Source organism: Bradyrhizobium oligotrophicum S58 (assembly GCF_000344805.1).
In the GTDB taxonomy this organism is placed as follows: domain Bacteria; phylum Pseudomonadota; class Alphaproteobacteria; order Rhizobiales; family Xanthobacteraceae; genus Bradyrhizobium; species Bradyrhizobium oligotrophicum.
Genome location: NC_020453.1, coordinates 4476712 through 4493276, shown reverse-complemented (window position 1 = coordinate 4493276; position 16565 = coordinate 4476712). Strand labels below are relative to the sequence as shown.

Sequence of the window (16565 nt, the reverse complement as noted above, 5' to 3'; positions counted from 1 at the left end):
GTCTATTCCGCAGCCTCGGCGAGTTCGGGGGCAAGCCCGCGCCACGGTACGCTGGCGCCGAGCGCCTCCGCCACAGCGAGGCCCGAGCGCAGCCCGTCCTCGTGGAAACCATAGCCGGTCCAGGCCCCGCAGAACCAGGTGTGGCGCTGCCCCTGAATCGCTGCCAGACGCTTCTGCGCCGCAAAGGCGGCAGCGTTGTATTGCGGATGCTCACAGACATATTTGCCGAAGGTCAGCTCCGGAGACGGAGCGAAGGGTGGGTTGAGGCTCACGAACAGCGGCTTGTCGTGGTCGATGCCCTGCAGATTGTTCATCCAATAGGTCACGGCAACGTCGTTCATCGGAGTGCCCTCGCGCTGCCAGCGCAGGAAATTCCATGAGGCCCAGGCGCGGCGGCGCTTCGGCATCAGCCTGCTGTCGCGATGCAGATAAATCGTGTTGGGCGAATACTTGATTGCGCCGAGGACGCTGCGCTCGTGCGCATCCGCGTCGGCGAGCATCGACAAGGCCTGGTCGCTATGTGCGGCGATCACGACGTGATCGTAGGTGTCGCGGTGGCCGCTGCTGTCCTGGACGACGACGCCATGGGCCGTGCGTTCGATACGGGTGACGGCGCTGCCGAGCCTGACGTGGCTGCGAAAGCTGGATGTCAGCTTCTCGACGTAGCGGCGGCTGCCGCCCTTGACGGTGCGCCAGACCGGGCGATCATACTGCAGCAACCGATGGTTGCTGAAGAAGGCGACGAAGTTCTCGGCCGGAAAGTCCAGCATCTCGGACGCAGGCGCCGACCAGATCGCGGCCCCCATCGGCGCCAGATAATCGGTGAGGAGCCTTGGGGCGAAATGGTTGCGGCGGAAATAGTCGCCGAGCGTGAGGCCCTCGAGACGGCCGGCCTTGAAGTCGGCGGTGCTCTGCTCGTTGAAGGTCAGGATGTCCCTGAGCATCCAGAGATAGGACGTCGACAGCAGGTTGCTCGGCTGGGCGAAAAGCCCTTTCGCGGTGTCGAACCAGCTGTCGCCGCCGCCCTTCCACTCGAAGCGGCCGGCATCCGCCGTGACGGCGAAGCTCATGCTGCTCTCGACCGTCTCGACCCCGAGGTGATCGAACAGCGCCGTCAGTTCGGGATAGTTCAGCTCGTTGTAGACAATGAAGCCGATATCCACCGAAACCGGGACGCCCTCATAATCGATCGTCACGGTGTGGCTATGGCCGCCAGGGCGGAGATCGCGCTCGTAGACGGTGATCGGATAACGCTTCGCCAAGGACCAGGCTGCGGCATTCCCCGCAATACCCGTTCCGACCACTGCAACTCGCATAGATGCCCCCCTGAAGCTCACATGCAAGTTACGGAGCCGGGGTCGAAGGGTTTCACAGCGCGCTTCCGGCGTCACACCCGGCCCAAAATGGCGGTCGACAGATGAAATCTTGGTAAGGCTGCAGCCGGACTCCTGCGGCCTTGTCCACGTAAAAACCCGCTGAATCACGGGAGATTCGTCAATTCCGAGGTCTTTGTCGGGACCGCCGACGACGGGGGACAGGGGGCCTGCGGGGCTGTGCGGCGCTGTGGGCTGGGGCTAGAATGATTCCCAATAATACAGGGAAGCATCACGCCAGTGTCCATCGTGCCGATCGCCGTCGACGAGCCTTGCCGCGCGTCCGCTGACACGCGGATCGTCGCCGGGAGCCAGGAGAGTCGTGCTCCGGCGATCCTTCGGCGCTTCGCCCGCTGGATGGCAGCGATCGGATTGGCGGCAAGCTCGGCCGGCTGCCTGCTGACACAGGATATCCCAGATCCCGCCCTCGATATGCCCCGGCGCTACAAGGCGGCATCGGGGGCCGATATGGCGGCACCGCCGACCCTGGACTGGTGGCGGGGCTTCGGCTCGCGCGAGCTCACCCAGTTGATGGAAGAAGCGCAGACCGTGAACCTCGATATCGCCGCGTCGGTGGCAAGGTTCAGGCAGGCCGACGCGCTGGCGCGGCAGGCCGGTGCCGCGCTGCTGCCGAGCCTGTCGGCCACGGGGCAGGAGACCTATTCGCGCACCTCCGGCTCGAGCTCGAGCGGGCTCACCAATGGTGGCCGCGAGGTGGTCAATTATCAGGCCTCGCTCGCGGCCAGCTATCAGCTCGACTTCTTCGGCCAGAACCGCGATGCGCTGCAGGCCGCCGAAGAGACTGCGGTGGCCGACCGCTTCGACCGCGACGTCACCCAGCTGACGACGCTCGCCACCGTCGCCAACGCCTATTTCCAGGTTCTGGCCGCGCAGGATCGGATTCGCACCGCCGAGCGCAACATCGCCAGCGCCACGCGCGTGCTCGATGCGATCCGGGAGCGCCGGGCGGCAGGCACGGGCAATGATCTCGATGTGGCCCAGCAGGAGAGCGTGCTGGCCAATCAGAAGGCGGCAGTGCCGCCGCTGCGCCAGACGCTGGACCAGAACGTCAATGCCTTGGCCGTGCTGGTGGCGCGCTCGCCCGAGGGCATCCGGGTCAGCGGCGGCTCGCTCGACCAGATCAGGACCCCGCGCGTGACCCCGGGGCTGCCGTCCGAGCTTCTCACGCAACGGCCCGACATCCGCCGTCAGGAGGCGCAGCTGGCGTCGGCCACGGCCAACGTCGGCAGCGCGCGGGCGCAGTTCTTTCCCAGCATCCAGCTGACCAGCAATGGCGGCTACCAGAGCGCCGCACTGGTGTCGTTGTTTCAGCCGCATGCGGCGTTCTTCAGCCTCGCGGGCAGCCTGACCCAGCCGATCTTCGATGGCGGCAGGATTTTGGGCAATTTCGAGAACGCCAAGGCCCGCCAGGACGAGCTGCTGCAGACCTATCGCAAGACGGTCATCCAGTCGTTCACCGACGTCAACAACGCGCTGTTCTCGATCAAGCAGACCACGATCAAGTTGCAATTGCAGCGGGACGTCGTTGCCGCCTCGCGCCGCGCCTTCCAGCTCTCCGAGCAGCAACTGCGCGCAGGAACTGCCGACATCGTGACCGTCTTGAACACGCAATTGACGCTGTTCCAGGCGGAGGACGCGCTATGGCAGGCGCAGCTCGCGCGCCTGCAGGCGTTCGTGAGCCTCTACCAGGCGCTCGGCGGCGGCTGGGAGCCGCGCATGGAGAAGTCGGCCGATGCTCTTTAAACCGGACGAGAAGGGAGCAGCGGCAGTGAAGCGGGCGCGGTCCAGCGTGGCACGGCGGCTGGTGTCGATCACGATCACACTGCTGATCCTGGGCGGCCTCGGCTATATCGGCTGGTCGGCGATGCAGCAGAAGCAGCAGGCCAACAACCGCTTCGCCCGGCCCGATCTTCCCGTCCCCGTGCTCGCCGCCGCGCCGGCCGTCAAGGACGTGCCGGTCTATCTCGACGGCGTCGGCTCGGTGCGCGCACTCAACACGGTGACGGTGCGCTCGCAGGTTGACGGCAAGCTGATCGCGGTCAATTTCGTCGAAGGCCAGGACGTCAAGAAGGGCGACGTGCTCGCCGAGATCGATCCGGCAATCTATCAGGCGCAGTACGATCAGGCCGTCGCCAAGAAGGCGCAGGACGAGGCGCAGCTTGCCAACCAGAAGCTCGACCTCGCCCGCTACGAGCAGCTCGCCGCCAGCAATGCCGGCTCCAAGCAGCAGGCCGACACGCAGCGCGCTGTCGTGGCGCAGCAGCAGGCGCTGATCAAGGCCGACCAGGCCGCCATCGACAACGCGGCGGCGACGCTGAGCTACACCAAGATCGTGGCGCCGCTCGCCGGTCGTGCGGGGCTGCGCCAGGTCGACCAGGGCAACATCGTTCATGCCTCCGACGCGACCGGCGTCGTCGTCGTCACCCAGCTGCAGCCGATCGCCGTGCAGTTCAGCCTGCCTCAGCAACAGATCATGCGCGTCAACGCGGCGGCGGCCAAGGGATCGCTGACGGTCGACGTGTTCGGCAATGACGGCGTGACGGTGATCGACACCGGCACGCTGCGGGGGATCGACAACCAGGTCGACCAGACGACCGGCACGCTGAAGCTGAAGGCGGAATTCCCGAATGCCAAATTCCAGCTCTGGCCCGGCCAGTTCGTCAATGTCCGCCTCAAGGTCGAGACCTTGTCGCAGGCGGTCACGGTGCCGACCTCGGCCGTGCAGCGCGGGCCCGCGGGCACCTTCAGCTACGTGATCGGCGAGGGCGACATCGCTTCGGCGCATCCGGTGACGGTCGTGCAGCAGAACGAGAGCGAGGCCGTGATCGCCAGCGGCTTGAGCCCCTCGGACCGCGTGGTGACGACCGGTTTTGCTAACCTCGCCGACGGCGTCAAAGTGGTGGTCGGACGCGCCGAGCAGACGCCGCAGGCCGATCTGGCGCCACGCAAGCGCGGCCGCAATCCGCAAGGAAAGGACCAAGGCAAGGAACAGAGCAAGGATCAGGCGAAGGAGGGAGGTGCACCGCCCGAGGGCGCGCCGAAGGATGGCGAACGGCGTCGCCGACCGCAGGCCGAAGGCGCGACGGATGCCGGCGCCGCGGCGCCCCAGGGAGGTAATGAGGCAGGTCGCGGCGCGAAAGCGCAGCCATGACGCGACCTAGAGAGTGACGAGCAGGTTGCGATGAGCGTCTCCGAACCCTTCATCCGCCGTCCCATCGCAACGTCGCTGCTCGGCGTCGCGCTCCTGATCGGCGGCCTGCTCGGCTATCTCGCGCTGCCGGTCTCGGCGCTGCCGCAGGTCGACTTCCCGACCGTGCAGGTGACGACGCAACTGCCGGGGGCGAGCCCCGACGTGATCGCCTCGTTGATCACCGCGCCGCTGGAGCGCCAGCTCGGGCAGATCCCATCGCTCTCGGCCATGAACTCGACGAGCTCGTTCGGCGTCAGCCAGATCTCGCTGCAGTTCGATCTCGGACGTGACATCGACGGTGCGACGCAGGACGTGCAGGCCGCCATCAATGCCGCCGCCGGCGTGCTGCCGAAGTCGCTGCCCTATCCGCCGACCTACGCCAAGGTCAATCCGGCGGATGCCCCGGTGATGACGCTCGCGCTGACGTCGGACACGATCTCGCTGCGCGCGATGAGCGACTTGGCCGACACGATCATGGCGCAGCGGCTGAGCCAGGTCGCCGGCGTCGGTCGCGTGTCGGTGCTCGGCGGGCTCAAGCCGGCGGTGCGGGTGCAGGCCGATCTGGCGCGGCTCGCCGCCTACGGCATCTCGATGGAGGATCTGCGCAGCGCCATAGCGGGCGCCAACGTTTCCGGTCCCAAGGGCTCGCTGGACGGGGCGCAGCAGTCCTATCTGATCACGGCCAACGACCAGATCGCCGCAGCCGACGCCTACAGGCCGATCATCATCGCCTACCGCAACGGCTCGCCGGTCACGATCGGCGATGTCGCCACCATCGTGGATGGACTGGAGAACGACCGCACCGGTGGCTGGTACCAGGGCGTGCCGGCCGTGATCCTGGATATCCAGCGCCAGCCCGGCGCCAACGTCATCGACGTCGTGCGCCAGATCCGCGAGGAAATTCCCAAGCTGCAGCGCACGATCCCGGCGGGCGTCAAGCTCAACATCGTCAGCGACCGCACCGTGACGATCCGCGCCTCGGTGCACGACGTGCAGTTCACGCTGGTGCTGAGCGTGGTGCTGGTGACCTTGGTCGTGCTGCTGTTCCTGCGCTCGCTCCGCGCCACGATCATCGCCGGGGTGGCGTTGCCGCTGTCGCTGATCACGAGCTTCGGCGTGATGTATTTCGCCGGCTTCAGCCTGGATAATCTGTCGCTGATGGCGCTCACGATCGGCACCGGATTCGTCGTCGACGATGCGATCGTCATGATCGAGAACATCGTGCGCCACATGGAGGAGGGCGAGAGCGCGATGAACGCCTCGCTGCGCGGCGCCCGGGAGATAGGCTTCACCGTGATCTCGCTGACGGTGTCGCTGATCGCCGTGTTCATCCCGCTGCTGTTCATGTCGGGGCTCGTCGGCCGCATGTTCCGCGAATTCGCCTTGACCCTGACGATCGCGGTGGTGACGTCGGCGGTGGTGTCGCTGACCCTGACGCCGATGATGTGCTCGCGGCTGTTGAAGCATGCCAGCGAGGAATGGGTGCTGCCGGGGCTGAACGCGATCAGCCGCTTCATCGATCGCACCGTCGCGCTCTATCACCGCAGCCTGCTCTGGGTGCTGGACCGGCAGACCGAGACCCTGGTCGTGACCTTCGCGACCTTGGCGGCGACGCTCGCGCTCTACGTCGTCGCGCCGAAGGGATTCCTGCCGCTGCAGGACACGGGCTCGATCACGGCGGTGACAGAAGCCGGCCCGGATGTGTCGTTTGCAGAGATGACGAAGCGTCAGGCCGAGGTGGCGGCGGCAATCCAGGCAGACCCCGACGTGGTCGGCGTGGTCTCGGTGATCGGCGCCGGATCGGTCAATCCGACCACCAATGTCGGCCGGCTTGTCATGACGTTGAAGCCGCTCGGAGAGCGGCAGCACGGCGTCGCCGAGGTCATCAACCGGCTGAAGCAGAAGACGTCCGGCGTGCCCGGCATGACCGTGTATTTCCAGCCGGTCCAGGACGTGCAGATCTCGACCCAGGCGAGCCGTTCGCAATATCAGTACACGCTGACCGGCGCCGATGCCGGCGAGGTGTCGAAATGGGCGGGCCAGCTGGTGGCGGAGATGCGGCGCGATCCGCTGTTCCGCGACGTTTCGTCGGAGGCCCAGGACGGCGGCCTGCGCGCCGAGCTGACGATCGACCGCCAGCGGGCCGGCCAGCTCGGTGTCAGCCTGCAGGGCGTCACCGACACCCTCAACGACGCCTTCGCGCAACGGCAGATCTCGACGATCTACGGCCAGGCCAACCAGTACCGCGTGGTGCTGGAGGCGCTGCCGATGTATCAGCGCGATCCCTCGATCCTGTCGAAACTCTACCTGCCGGGCGCCGGCGGCCAGGTGCCGCTCTCGGCCGTCGCGAGCCTGAAGCGCACCACCGCGCCGCTCGCGATCTCGCATCAGGCGCAGTTCCCGGCAGTGTCGCTCAGCTTCAACCTCGCGCCCGGCGTCGCGCTGAGCGAGGCCGTCGACGCGCTCCACGCCACCGAGAATCGCATCGGCATGCCCGGCAGCATCATCGGCGTGTACTCGGGCGATGCCGCGGAATTCGCCAAGTCGCTGGCCGGACAGCCCTGGCTGCTGCTGGCCGCCGTCATCACGATCTACATCGTGCTCGGCGTGCTCTATGAGAGCTACATCCATCCGATCACGATCCTGTCGACGCTGCCGTCGGCCGGCGTCGGCGCCATCCTCGCGCTGATGCTGTTCGGCCAGGATCTCTCGGTGATCGGACTGATCGGCATCATTCTGCTGATGGGTATCGTCAAGAAGAACGCGATCATGATGATCGACTTCGCGCTGGAGGCCGAGCGGCACGAGAGCCGCACGCCCTATGACGCCATCGTCCAGGCGTGCCTGTTGCGCTTCCGCCCGATCATGATGACGACCTTGGCCGCGCTGTTCGGCGCGCTGCCGCTGGCGATCGAGAGCGGCACCGGCTCCGAGCTGCGCTTCCCGCTGGGCATCTCCATCATCGGCGGCCTGCTGCTCAGCCAGTTGCTGACGTTGTACACGACCCCGGTGATCTATCTCGCGCTCGACCGCATCAATCGCCGCCTCGAAGCCGCCGTGCCGCCGGCGCCCGACCTGCCGTCGCCGCCGATTGCGGGTGCGACCGAAGGCATCCAGTGATGGCCTCGATCTCCGAGCCGTTCATTCGTCGGCCGGTCGGCACCACGCTGCTCTCGATCGGCCTGTTCCTGGTCGGGATCGTCGCCTACATCTTCCTTCCCGTTGCGCCGGTGCCGAACGTCGATTTTCCGTCGATCTTCGTCAGCGCATCGCGGCCGGGCGCCGATCCCTCCGTCATGGCCGGCACCGTTGCGGCGCCGCTGGAGCGGCGGCTGGGCGAGATCGCGGGCGTCGACCAGATCACCTCGACGAGCTCGCTCGGCACGACCAACATCCAGATCCAGTTCTCGATTGGCCGCGACATCGACAAGGCGGCGCGTGACGTCCAGGCCGCCATCAACGCCTCGCTGTCGGATCTTCCGAGTGACCTGCCGGCGTTGCCGCGCTTCCGCAAGGCAAACACGGCCGCTGCTCCCGTGTTCGTTCTGGCCCTGACCTCGAAGACGATGACACCGAGCGCGATGTATGACGTCGCCGACACTGTGCTGGCGCAGCGGCTGTTCCAGGTGCCCGGCGTCGGCAACGTCACGGTGAGCGGTGCCGACCAGCCGGCGGTGCGCATCGCGCTCAATCCGGTGTCGCTCGCCAATGCCGGCATTGCGACCGACGACGTCAGGACCGCGATCATCAATGCCAATCCGATCGGGCCGGTCGGCATCTTCGAAGGCGGACGGCAGAGCGAGACCATCGCCATCAACCGGCAGATGCGGACCGCGGCCGAATTCCGCAACATCCTGATCAAGAGCAACAATGGCAGCTTCGTCCGGCTGTCGGATGTCGCCGATGTCGAGGATTCCGTGCGCAACGTGCGCTCGATCGCATGGTTCAACAAGCAGCCGGCGGTGCTGATCCAGATCGCCAAGCAGGGCGATGCCAACGTCATCGAGACCGTCGATCGCGTGAAGGCGCTGATCCCCGAGCTCAAACAGTGGATTCCGGTCGGCATCGAGATCGCAACCCTGGTCGACCGCACCGGCACGATCAGGGCCTCGGTCGAGGACATGCAATGGACCTTGCTCGCGACTGCGGTGCTGGTCATGGTCGTGGTGTTCGTGTTCCTGCGCCGTCTGGTGCCGACGGTCGCGGCGGGCGTCTCGGTGCCGCTGGCGCTCGCGGGCACATGCGCTGCGATGTGGATCGCCGGCTTCTCGATCGACAACCTGTCGCTGATGGCGCTGGCGATCTCCGTCGGCTTTGTCGTCGACGACGCCATCGTCATGATCGAGAACATGTACCGCAATCTCGAGCATGGCTTGCCGCCGATGCGGGCCGCGCTCGACGGCGCGCGTCAGATCGGCTTCACGGTATTGTCGATCAGCCTGTCGCTGGTTGCGGCCTTCGTGCCACTGATCTTCATGGATGGCGTGGTCGGGCGGCTGCTGCGCGAGTTCTCGCTGACGCTGACCTTTGCGATCGTGGTGTCGACATTGGTGTCGCTGACGGTGACGCCGATGATCTGCGCGCACTACGTCAAGGAGGCGATCTCCGATCGTGCCACCTGGTTCGACCGGATCGTCGAAGGCGCGCTGTCGCGCATGGTGCGCTTCTACGCCTGGACCTTGCGCGCGGTGCTGGTCTTCCCGTTCCTGACCCTGGTCGTGTTCTTCGCCACCATCGCGCTGACGGTGACGCTCTACATCAAGGTGCCCAAGGGCTATTTCCCGACCGACGATTCCGGCTTCGTCATCGGCGCGACCCGCGCCTCGGCCGACATCTCGTTCCAGTCGATGCTGGGGCTGCAGCAGCGGCTCGCCGACATCGTGATGGCCGATCCGGCCGTGGCCGGGATCGGCTCGACCATCGGCGGCGGGGGCGGGCCGGGCGGCGCCACGTCGAACCGCGGCACCATGTTCATCAACCTCAAGCCGCCCGCGGAGCGCGAGGGCGTCTCGACCCAGGCCGTGATCGACCGTCTCAGGCGCAACCTCGCAATGGTGCCGGGTATCCGTCTCTTCATGTTCGCCGCGCAGGACGTCCGCGCCGGCGGCCGGCAGAGCGATTCCGACTATCAGTACACACTGAGCAGCCCCGATCTCGATCTGCTGCAGAAATGGGCGCCCATCGTCGCCAAGCGGCTGGAGACCGTCGAGGGCATCACCGACATTTCCAGCGACCGCGATCCCGGGGGCTTGCAGCTTGCGCTCAGGATCGACCGGCAGAAGGCGGCGAGCCTCGGTGTCCGCGTCCAGGACATCGACAACGCGCTGAACAACGCGTTCGCGCAGCGCCAGATCTCGATCGTCTACAGCCAGCGCAACCAGTACATGGTGGTGCTGGAGATCGATCCGAAATTCCAGACTGATCCCTCGAACCTCGAACGCATCTACGTGGCCGGAGCAGGTGACGCGCAGGTCCCGCTGTCGGCGCTGGTCAAGGCCGAGCGCGGCCTGTCGCCGCTCGCGGTGTATCACTCACAATCGTTCCCTTCGACCACCGTGTCGTTCAACCTGCTGCCGGACGTGCCGCTGCAGGCCGCGACCGCCAACATCCAGCGTGCGGTCGACGAGCTGCACATGCCCGAGGGCATCCGCGGCAGCTTCGACGGCAACGCGGGCGATTTCAACAAGAGCAGCGGGCGTCAGCCGCTGCTGATTTTGTTCGCGCTGGTCGCGATGTATATCGTGCTCGGCGTGCTCTATGAGAGCCTGGCGCATCCGCTGACCATCATCTCGACCCTGCCGTCGGCCGGGCTCGGCGCGCTGCTCGCTTTGCAGGTCACCAATACGCCGCTGACCGTGATCGCCTTCGTCGGCATCATCCTGCTGATCGGCATCGTCAAGAAGAACGGCATCATGCTGGTCGACTTCGCGCTCGAGGCCGAGCGCCAGCGCGGGATGTCCTCGGCGGACGCGATCTTCGAGGCCTGCCGGGTGCGCTTCCGCCCGATCCTGATGACGACGCTCGCCGCGCTGTTCGCCGGCCTGCCGCTGGTGATCGCAACCGGTCCCGGCACCGAGCTGCGCCGGCCTCTAGGTATCACGATCATCGGCGGGTTGCTGGTGTCGCAGATCCTCACCCTCTACACCACGCCCGTGATCTACCTGCTGATCGACCGGCTGCGCCGCCGCCCGGCGCCGGAGCCGCTCGCAGCCCCGGCCGAATGAGCCGTTGTCGGGCTGTCCGCGGGCGCGTATAGCCGCGCCATGTCAGACCTGCCACACGATCACCCGCCGCTCGCCACCGAGGCGCCTCCCGACTGCCCGCGCTGCCAGAAGCCGCTGCCGCTCTGCATCTGCGACAGCGTGACGCCGCTGGAGAGCCGGCTGGGACTCCTGATCCTGCAGCACCCGCAGGAGCAGGACCGCGCGCTCGGCACTGCGCGGCTCGCCGCGCAGCATTTCAAGAACACCGTGGTCAAGGTCGGGCTGTCCTGGCCGAGCCTCGCCAAGGCGCTGGGACGGCCGGTCGCCGATCCCGCACGCTGGGCGATTCTCTATCTTGGCTCGGCCAAGGCGGCCGAGCTGGATCCGGAGAGCGAGGTGCTCGCGCTGACCCGCAAGGGCGAAGTGGCCGACAACCAGCGCGCCATCCTCAAATCCATCGAAGGCGTGATTCTGCTCGACGGCACCTGGAGCCAAGCCAAGGCGCTGTGGTGGCGCAATCCGTGGATGCTGAAATGCCAGCGCGTCATCCTCGGACCGCGCCAGCCCTCGCGCTACGGCCGGCTGCGCCGGGAGCCGCGCCGGGACGGGCTGTCGACGATCGAGGCGGCAGGCCTGCTGATGGCCGCGCTGGAACGCCGGCCGGAGATCGCCTCAAGCCTCGATGCGAGCTTCGAGCGCATGCTGGCGCGGTATCGGGAGGTGGAAAAGGATCAGCCCGAGCTGACGCCTAAGCCCAAGTCCCGCAAGCCGGATTGGCGCGGCCGTAAACGCCGGGTTTAGGAACCGGGGGTACGCTTCTTGCATTGCAGCATGGAACGAGGATGAGAGCCATGCAGGAAGCAGAAAAGTCCAATGTGGTGCAGTTTCGCGATTACGCGCCCCGGCTGGCCGGAAGGTCCGGTTCCGATCGGGCCGGTGTCTCGGCCGGTGAGCGGGGGTCGGTTCTGACCTGGCCGCGCGCCCAGGTCAGCTATCCCGGCGGCATCGACGATCTGCCCATCTAGCGCCGATATCGCGCGCGACGAGTGGTCCAACCGCTTGATTTGATTGAGTGGAGGCCACGACCAGAATTGAACTGGTGTAAACGGTTTTGCAGACCGCTGCGTAACCACTCCGCCACGTGGCCCCTGTGTGCGGAGCATTATAGGCAATCCCGCGCTTAGGCAACCACTCTCGTCAGGGGGTGCACACGTCTTGCGGAACGGTCTTGAACGCTCGCGCAGCCGGTGATCGCGCGCAGCGGACCGTTGCCGGAAACGCGATCCAGCCGGCGCCACCTCTGCTTCAACGGCCGATCCGCCACAGCAGACGCTGGCGCCCGTCGGTCCGCTCGATCTGTCGCGATCGCGGCTGGCGCGCCACATTCGGACACTCTGCCGCCAACAGCTCTCGATGTGGACACCGCCTGCGCTGGTAGTCCGCGGATTAAGATCCCGCACATGCCGAACCCACGGATGAACATGAACAATACTGTTCCATGATGGATCACCTGAGCAGACGACGGCTCTCTGACGCAAGAAACCATGCTGCGTGCGAGCGTCTCTCGCGTCAGCAATGACGCGCAGCAGCGACGATAGTTGAAAACATCGCGGCGAAATCGCGCTGCGCGCCTTGATTTCGTCAGGTTGTGTTGTTCTAATTACTCTATGTCAGCGTGTGCTGCGGGACGTTGGCTGAAGAGCAGCACTCCGGCGATTCACACAACGTCACACGCAAAGATCTCACATGCACGATCACCCGACACGGCGCTCGGTGGTTTTCGGCACGCTTGCTGCCTGCGCGTCGGTCGCGAGCGCTGCGGCTGATGACGATGATCCGCGCAAGGAGAAGCGGCCGCAAAAAGGTGACCTGCTCGTGTTCTCGGAAGGGGAGCGCGAAGGACAGACAATCACGCCGAACGATTTGAAAATCGGCGAGCCGCCGATTCATGCGTGGCCGAAGGATGCTGCGAACGCGATCGTCCGCGACGGATCGCGGCTGAACGAGGTGCTGGTCATCAGGCTCGATCCGCGCGAGCTCGATGAGGACACGCTTCCGCGCGCGGCGGACGGCATCGTTGCTTACTCGGCGATCTGCTCGCATGCGGGATGCCCGGTCACGGCCTGGATCAAGGCCACGGAGGGCAACGACGATGTCTTCAAGTGCATGTGCCACAACTCCGAATACGACCCTCGGCGCGGCGCTCAGGTCGTGTTCGGCCCCGCACCGCGGCGGCTTGCCGCGCTGCCCCTGGTGATCAGAGACGGTGCGCTCGTCATCGCTGCGCCTTTCATCGGAAAGGTAGGTGGCCAGCAGGGCTGACGAGAACGCGCATGCCTACCGGAACTCGCATCGTCACGACGAAATGTCACGACAATCAATCAAGCGAAAACGTAAGCAGGGGAGGTTTGTCCATGACCATCACGTCCACCGCCGTCAAGACATGTGCCGTCAAGAAATGGCTGCTCTCGAGCACCGTCGCGTTCACCTGTCTCACCGCACCCGCTGCCGTCGCCGGCCCGATCGAGAACTACAGTCCGGTCACGCCTGCGCGGCTCGAAAATCCGGAGCCCGGCAACTGGATGCTGTATCGCCGGACTTATGATGGCCAAGGCTACAGCCCGCTCAATCAGATCAATACCACGAACGTCAAGAACATGGTGCCGGCATGGACCTTCGCCACCGGCGTGATCGAGGGCCATGAGGCGCCGCCGCTGGTCAACAACGGCGTCATGTTCATCACCACGCCGATGGGGCAGGTGATCGCGCTCAACGCCAAGACCGGCGATCAGTACTGGCGCTACAAGCGGGAGCTGCCTGAGGATCTGTTCCAGCTGCATCCGACCAATCGCGGCGTCGGCCTGTGGCAGGACAAGCTGTATCTTGCCACGACGGACGATCATCTGGTCGCGCTCGACGCCAAGACCGGAAAGGTGCTGTGGGACAAGAAGGTCCAGGACTACAAGAAGGGGCAGTATCTGACACTGATGCCGCTCATCGTCGACGGCAAGGTGATGGTCGGCGGCTCCGGCGGCGAGTTCGGCGTGCGCGGCTATGTCGTCGCCTACGACGCCGAGGACGGCAAGGAGCTGTGGCGCACGTTCACCATTCCGGGCGAAGGCGAGCCGGGGCATGACACCTGGAGCGGCGACGACTGGAAGTCTGGCGGCGGCTCGGCCTGGATGACCGGCACCTACGACAAGGACACCAAGACGGTCTATTGGGGCGTCGGCAACGCCGCACCCTGGCCCGGCGGGATGCATCCCGGCGACAATCTCTACACCAGCTCGGTGATCGCGCTCGATCCGGCGACCGGCAAGATCAAGACGCATTTCCAGTATCACCAGAACGACTCATGGGACTGGGACGAGGTCGATGCGCCGATGCTGGTCGACCTGCAGCGTGACGGCCGCAGCTTCAAGAGCCTGATTCATCCCGGCCGTGACGCGATCTTCTGGGTGCTCGAGCGGACGCCGGAGCGGATCAACTATGTCAATGGCTGGAATTTCGTCCACACCGACGTGTGGAAGGGCATCGAGCCCGAGACTGGACGGCCGATCGTCGATCCCGAGCACAAGCCGACGCTGGGCAAGCGCGTCGATTTCTGTCCATCGCTGTGGGGCGGCAAGGATTGGCCGTCGGCCGCCTACAGCCAGAATACCCGCTTCGTCTACGTGCCGGCGAACGAGAATTTCTGCGGCGGCTTCACGGGCGAGAAGGTGCCGCTGGTTCCCGGACAGCTCTGGCTCGGCACCAAGCCCGAGGATATCGGGCTGACGGTGCGGCCGGGCGCGGATCATTTCGGCGAGCTGCAGGCGTGGGATCCGGCAACGGGCAAGAAAGTGTGGGCGCACAATTTCCCGAAGTCGCAGCTGTTCGGTTCGGTGACGGCGACGGCCGGTGACCTCGTTCTGGTCGGCGGCACCAACGACCGCATGCTCCGAGCCTTCCATGCCAAGACCGGAGAGCTGTTGTGGGAGCAGAAGACCAACTCGGGAATCATGGGCATGCCGGTCGCCTATGAGGTCGACGGCACGCAATACATCGCGGTGCAGTCCGGCTGGGGCGTCGACGCGCAGCGCATCCAGGATGCCCTCGCCAAGGGCAACATCGGGCTCGAAGACAACGTTCCGCAAGGCGGTGTGGTCTGGGTGTTCGCCGTCAAGAAGTAGCCGGATTGATCCTGCGTGGCGGCGGCTTGCGCCGTCGCCGCGCGCGAATCACCGATCGCGTCAGCAAGCCGCGAACCAGCCATCAGGGAAGGGGATCAGCGGCCAAGCGCCATGGTTGTCGTTGGCAGCCTTGGGGAGATGCGAGATTGAAAACAAGCGGGCCATGGAATCGGTCTCAGGCTCAGGCGCAATAGCCGTTCTTACGACGTCCAGCAACAATTCGTATTCGGCTTCGCTCATCGTGCCCTCGCGCAAACTGCGAGCGACGATCGCAAAACTCCACTTTGTTCAAATTGAGCGGATCGTTCAAATTCTAACGATCCAGGATGAAAGGCCTAATTGGTTACCGCTGCCTTTCGTTCCAATGACGGTACCGCAGTATCCGCAGCCTCGGTGTGAACGAGGTCACATCCCCCAGGACTTAATCGTTCTCCAATGGCGCGATCACACTGCGCCTTGCAGGCGCCTTGATCGAGGGATGCAGAAGATGAAGCCGCGATTCCGTCGACGGTTTGCCGTGGGTTGCCGAGCCTCGCCGGGCTCGACGCTCAAGCTCCTTCTGGACCTGCTCCTTCTCGCCTTCGTCAGGCGACGTCGGACCAGGCGAGCCACTGTCGCGCGGGGATGACGAGGCAACGCGCAGATCGAGCGTGAGCAAGTCTGTGGCCGCCTTCGCGCCAATCGCGCCTCGGATCCGACATTGCAAATGTCAGAGCCGCCGCATGCATGATCGATTCATTGCGGGGTCATCGTCGCGACGGCGAGCGGCCAGGTCTCCTGCGCGAGAATGTCGCGCATCAACTGCGACAGGTCCCGCGGCTTGAACGGTTTGGCCAACCGGTGCAGGCCGACCACCCGGGCCGAGAGGCCGTGAAAGTCGGGCGTCCCGCGTCCGGATTCCAGCACCATGCCCGACATCATCACGATCGGCATGTGCGGCCGGGCCGCCCGCGCCGCCCGGATGACATCGTTGCCGTCCATGTCGGCCAGGTTGAGATCAATCAGGGCCGCGGCGAAATCGTCGCGGGCGACGGCGTCCACCGCCAGCCGGCCGTCAGTGACCGCGGTGACAGCGTATCCGTCGCGTACCAGAAGATGCTGGATGACACAGCAGACGCCAACTTCGTCATCAACGACCAGGATGTTCGTCATGAGGCATTCCTGACAGATGTGGATACGGTCGCCGGGACTCGGCCAGCAGGCGTTGACGGACCTCGATCGCGCGGTCGACGGCTTCGAGCAGATCGAGCATGTCGAACGGCTTCTGCAGCGCAGCCGTAGCTCCGAGCTTGATTGCCATACCGAGGAAGTCAGGCGCTCCTTGCTTCTTGTCGGTGAACGCGTAGCCGGAGATCGCGATGAACGGCACGGTGGGATCGATCTTGATGAGTTCGCGGATCGTCGCGATCCCATCCATGCCCGGCATGAACATGTCGATCACGACCGCATCGAACGAGACACTGCCGATCAGCCGGATACCTGTCGGTCCGTCCGGCGCAAGAAACACGCAAAATCGCTTCTTCTTCAATAACGTTTCCAGCGCAGCGCGCGTGGCATAATCATCATCGATAATGAGAACAGTAGGCATGGGCCACCTCAGTATCAG

At 65.4% G+C, this 16565-nt stretch carries 12 protein-coding genes and 1 tRNA gene; 8 read left to right on the top strand and 5 right to left on the bottom strand.

All coding sequences use genetic code 11. The annotated features are described in order from the left end of the window. Positions 1–2: 2 nt before the first annotated feature. The gene (locus tag S58_RS19305; RefSeq protein ID WP_015667043.1) at positions 3–1316 is read right to left on the bottom strand and encodes an NAD(P)/FAD-dependent oxidoreductase; all 1314 of its coding nucleotides are present in this window, start codon (positions 1314–1316) and stop codon (positions 3–5) included. 297 nt (positions 1317–1613) lie between these two features. Here S58_RS19305 and S58_RS19300 point away from each other — a divergent pair, with 297 nt between their 5' ends. From S58_RS19300 to S58_RS38640, 6 genes are read left to right on the top strand one after another with little or no spacing between them, the layout of a single operon-like run. Beyond that, positions 1614–3137, top strand: a complete 1524-nt coding sequence (locus S58_RS19300) for an efflux transporter outer membrane subunit (protein ID WP_015667042.1) — start codon at positions 1614–1616, stop codon at positions 3135–3137. Further along, positions 3127–4545 (top strand): efflux RND transporter periplasmic adaptor subunit, encoded by a 1419-nt coding sequence (locus tag S58_RS19295; RefSeq protein WP_015667041.1) that lies wholly within the window; start codon positions 3127–3129, stop codon positions 4543–4545. The genes S58_RS19300 and S58_RS19295 overlap by 11 nt, the downstream gene beginning before the upstream one ends. A 30-nt stretch (positions 4546–4575) precedes the next feature. Then, positions 4576–7704: an efflux RND transporter permease subunit gene (locus S58_RS19290; RefSeq protein WP_015667040.1), complete on the top strand. Its 3129-nt coding sequence runs from the start codon at positions 4576–4578 to the stop codon at positions 7702–7704. Then, positions 7704–10808, top strand: coding sequence for an efflux RND transporter permease subunit (locus S58_RS19285; RefSeq protein WP_015667039.1), 3105 nt, complete (start codon positions 7704–7706; stop codon positions 10806–10808). The genes S58_RS19290 and S58_RS19285 overlap by 1 nt, the downstream gene beginning before the upstream one ends. 39 nt (positions 10809–10847) lie before the next feature. Next, positions 10848–11588 carry a tRNA-uridine aminocarboxypropyltransferase gene (locus S58_RS19280; RefSeq protein WP_015667038.1) on the top strand — a complete coding sequence of 247 codons (741 nt, stop codon included), beginning with the start codon at positions 10848–10850 and terminating at the stop codon, positions 11586–11588. A gap of 50 nt (positions 11589–11638) precedes the next feature. Beyond that, on the top strand, positions 11639–11812 hold the full coding sequence (locus tag S58_RS38640; RefSeq protein ID WP_015667037.1) for a hypothetical protein: 174 nt from the start codon (positions 11639–11641) through the stop codon (positions 11810–11812). Positions 11813–11860: 48 nt separating this feature from the next. Here the strand turns inward: S58_RS38640 and S58_RS19275 are convergent. Beyond that, a tRNA-Cys gene (locus tag S58_RS19275) sits at positions 11861–11934 on the bottom strand. A 599-nt stretch (positions 11935–12533) separates the two neighbouring features. Here S58_RS19275 and S58_RS19270 point away from each other — a divergent pair. Further along, positions 12534–13109, top strand: a complete 576-nt coding sequence (locus S58_RS19270; protein ID WP_015667036.1) for a QcrA and Rieske domain-containing protein — start codon at positions 12534–12536, stop codon at positions 13107–13109. Positions 13110–13201: 92 nt separating this feature from the next. Beyond that, complete coding sequence (locus S58_RS19265; protein ID WP_015667035.1) at positions 13202–14959, top strand: methanol/ethanol family PQQ-dependent dehydrogenase; 1758 nt, start codon at positions 13202–13204, stop codon at positions 14957–14959. A 60-nt stretch (positions 14960–15019) separates the two neighbouring features. Here the strand turns inward: S58_RS19265 and S58_RS19260 are convergent, their stop codons facing one another. From S58_RS19260 to S58_RS19245, 3 genes are all read right to left on the bottom strand, one after another. Next, a complete protein-coding gene (locus tag S58_RS19260) occupies positions 15020–15199 on the bottom strand; it encodes a hypothetical protein (protein ID WP_042339906.1) in 180 nt (59 codons plus the stop codon). A 495-nt stretch (positions 15200–15694) separates the two neighbouring features. Further along, on the bottom strand, positions 15695–16111 hold the full coding sequence (locus tag S58_RS19250) for a response regulator (protein ID WP_015667034.1): 417 nt from the start codon (positions 16109–16111) through the stop codon (positions 15695–15697). Then, positions 16089–16547 (bottom strand): response regulator, encoded by a 459-nt coding sequence (locus tag S58_RS19245; protein ID WP_015667033.1) that lies wholly within the window; start codon positions 16545–16547, stop codon positions 16089–16091. Before S58_RS19245 ends, S58_RS19250 begins: the two co-directional genes overlap by 23 nt. Positions 16548–16565 lie beyond the last annotated feature (18 nt).

What these genes read in the sequence shown, in the direction of transcription:
- S58_RS19270 (WP_015667036.1), top strand. Translation starts at nt 12,534, where the DNA reads ATGCACGATCACCCGACACGGCGCTCGGTGGTTTTCGGCACGCTTGCT.
- S58_RS19260 (WP_042339906.1), bottom strand. Translation starts at nt 15,199, where the DNA reads ATGAGCGAAGCCGAATACGAATTGTTGCTGGACGTCGTAAGAACGGCT.
- S58_RS19285 (WP_015667039.1), top strand. Translation starts at nt 7,704, where the DNA reads ATGGCCTCGATCTCCGAGCCGTTCATTCGTCGGCCGGTCGGCACCACG.
- S58_RS19250 (WP_015667034.1), bottom strand. Translation starts at nt 16,111, where the DNA reads ATGACGAACATCCTGGTCGTTGATGACGAAGTTGGCGTCTGCTGTGTC.
- S58_RS19305 (WP_015667043.1), bottom strand. Translation starts at nt 1,316, where the DNA reads ATGCGAGTTGCAGTGGTCGGAACGGGTATTGCGGGGAATGCCGCAGCC.
- S58_RS19295 (WP_015667041.1), top strand. Translation starts at nt 3,127, where the DNA reads ATGCTCTTTAAACCGGACGAGAAGGGAGCAGCGGCAGTGAAGCGGGCG.
- S58_RS19290 (WP_015667040.1), top strand. Translation starts at nt 4,576, where the DNA reads ATGAGCGTCTCCGAACCCTTCATCCGCCGTCCCATCGCAACGTCGCTG.
- S58_RS19280 (WP_015667038.1), top strand. Translation starts at nt 10,848, where the DNA reads ATGTCAGACCTGCCACACGATCACCCGCCGCTCGCCACCGAGGCGCCT.
- S58_RS38640 (WP_015667037.1), top strand. Translation starts at nt 11,639, where the DNA reads ATGCAGGAAGCAGAAAAGTCCAATGTGGTGCAGTTTCGCGATTACGCG.
- S58_RS19265 (WP_015667035.1), top strand. Translation starts at nt 13,202, where the DNA reads ATGACCATCACGTCCACCGCCGTCAAGACATGTGCCGTCAAGAAATGG.
- S58_RS19245 (WP_015667033.1), bottom strand. Translation starts at nt 16,547, where the DNA reads ATGCCTACTGTTCTCATTATCGATGATGATTATGCCACGCGCGCTGCG.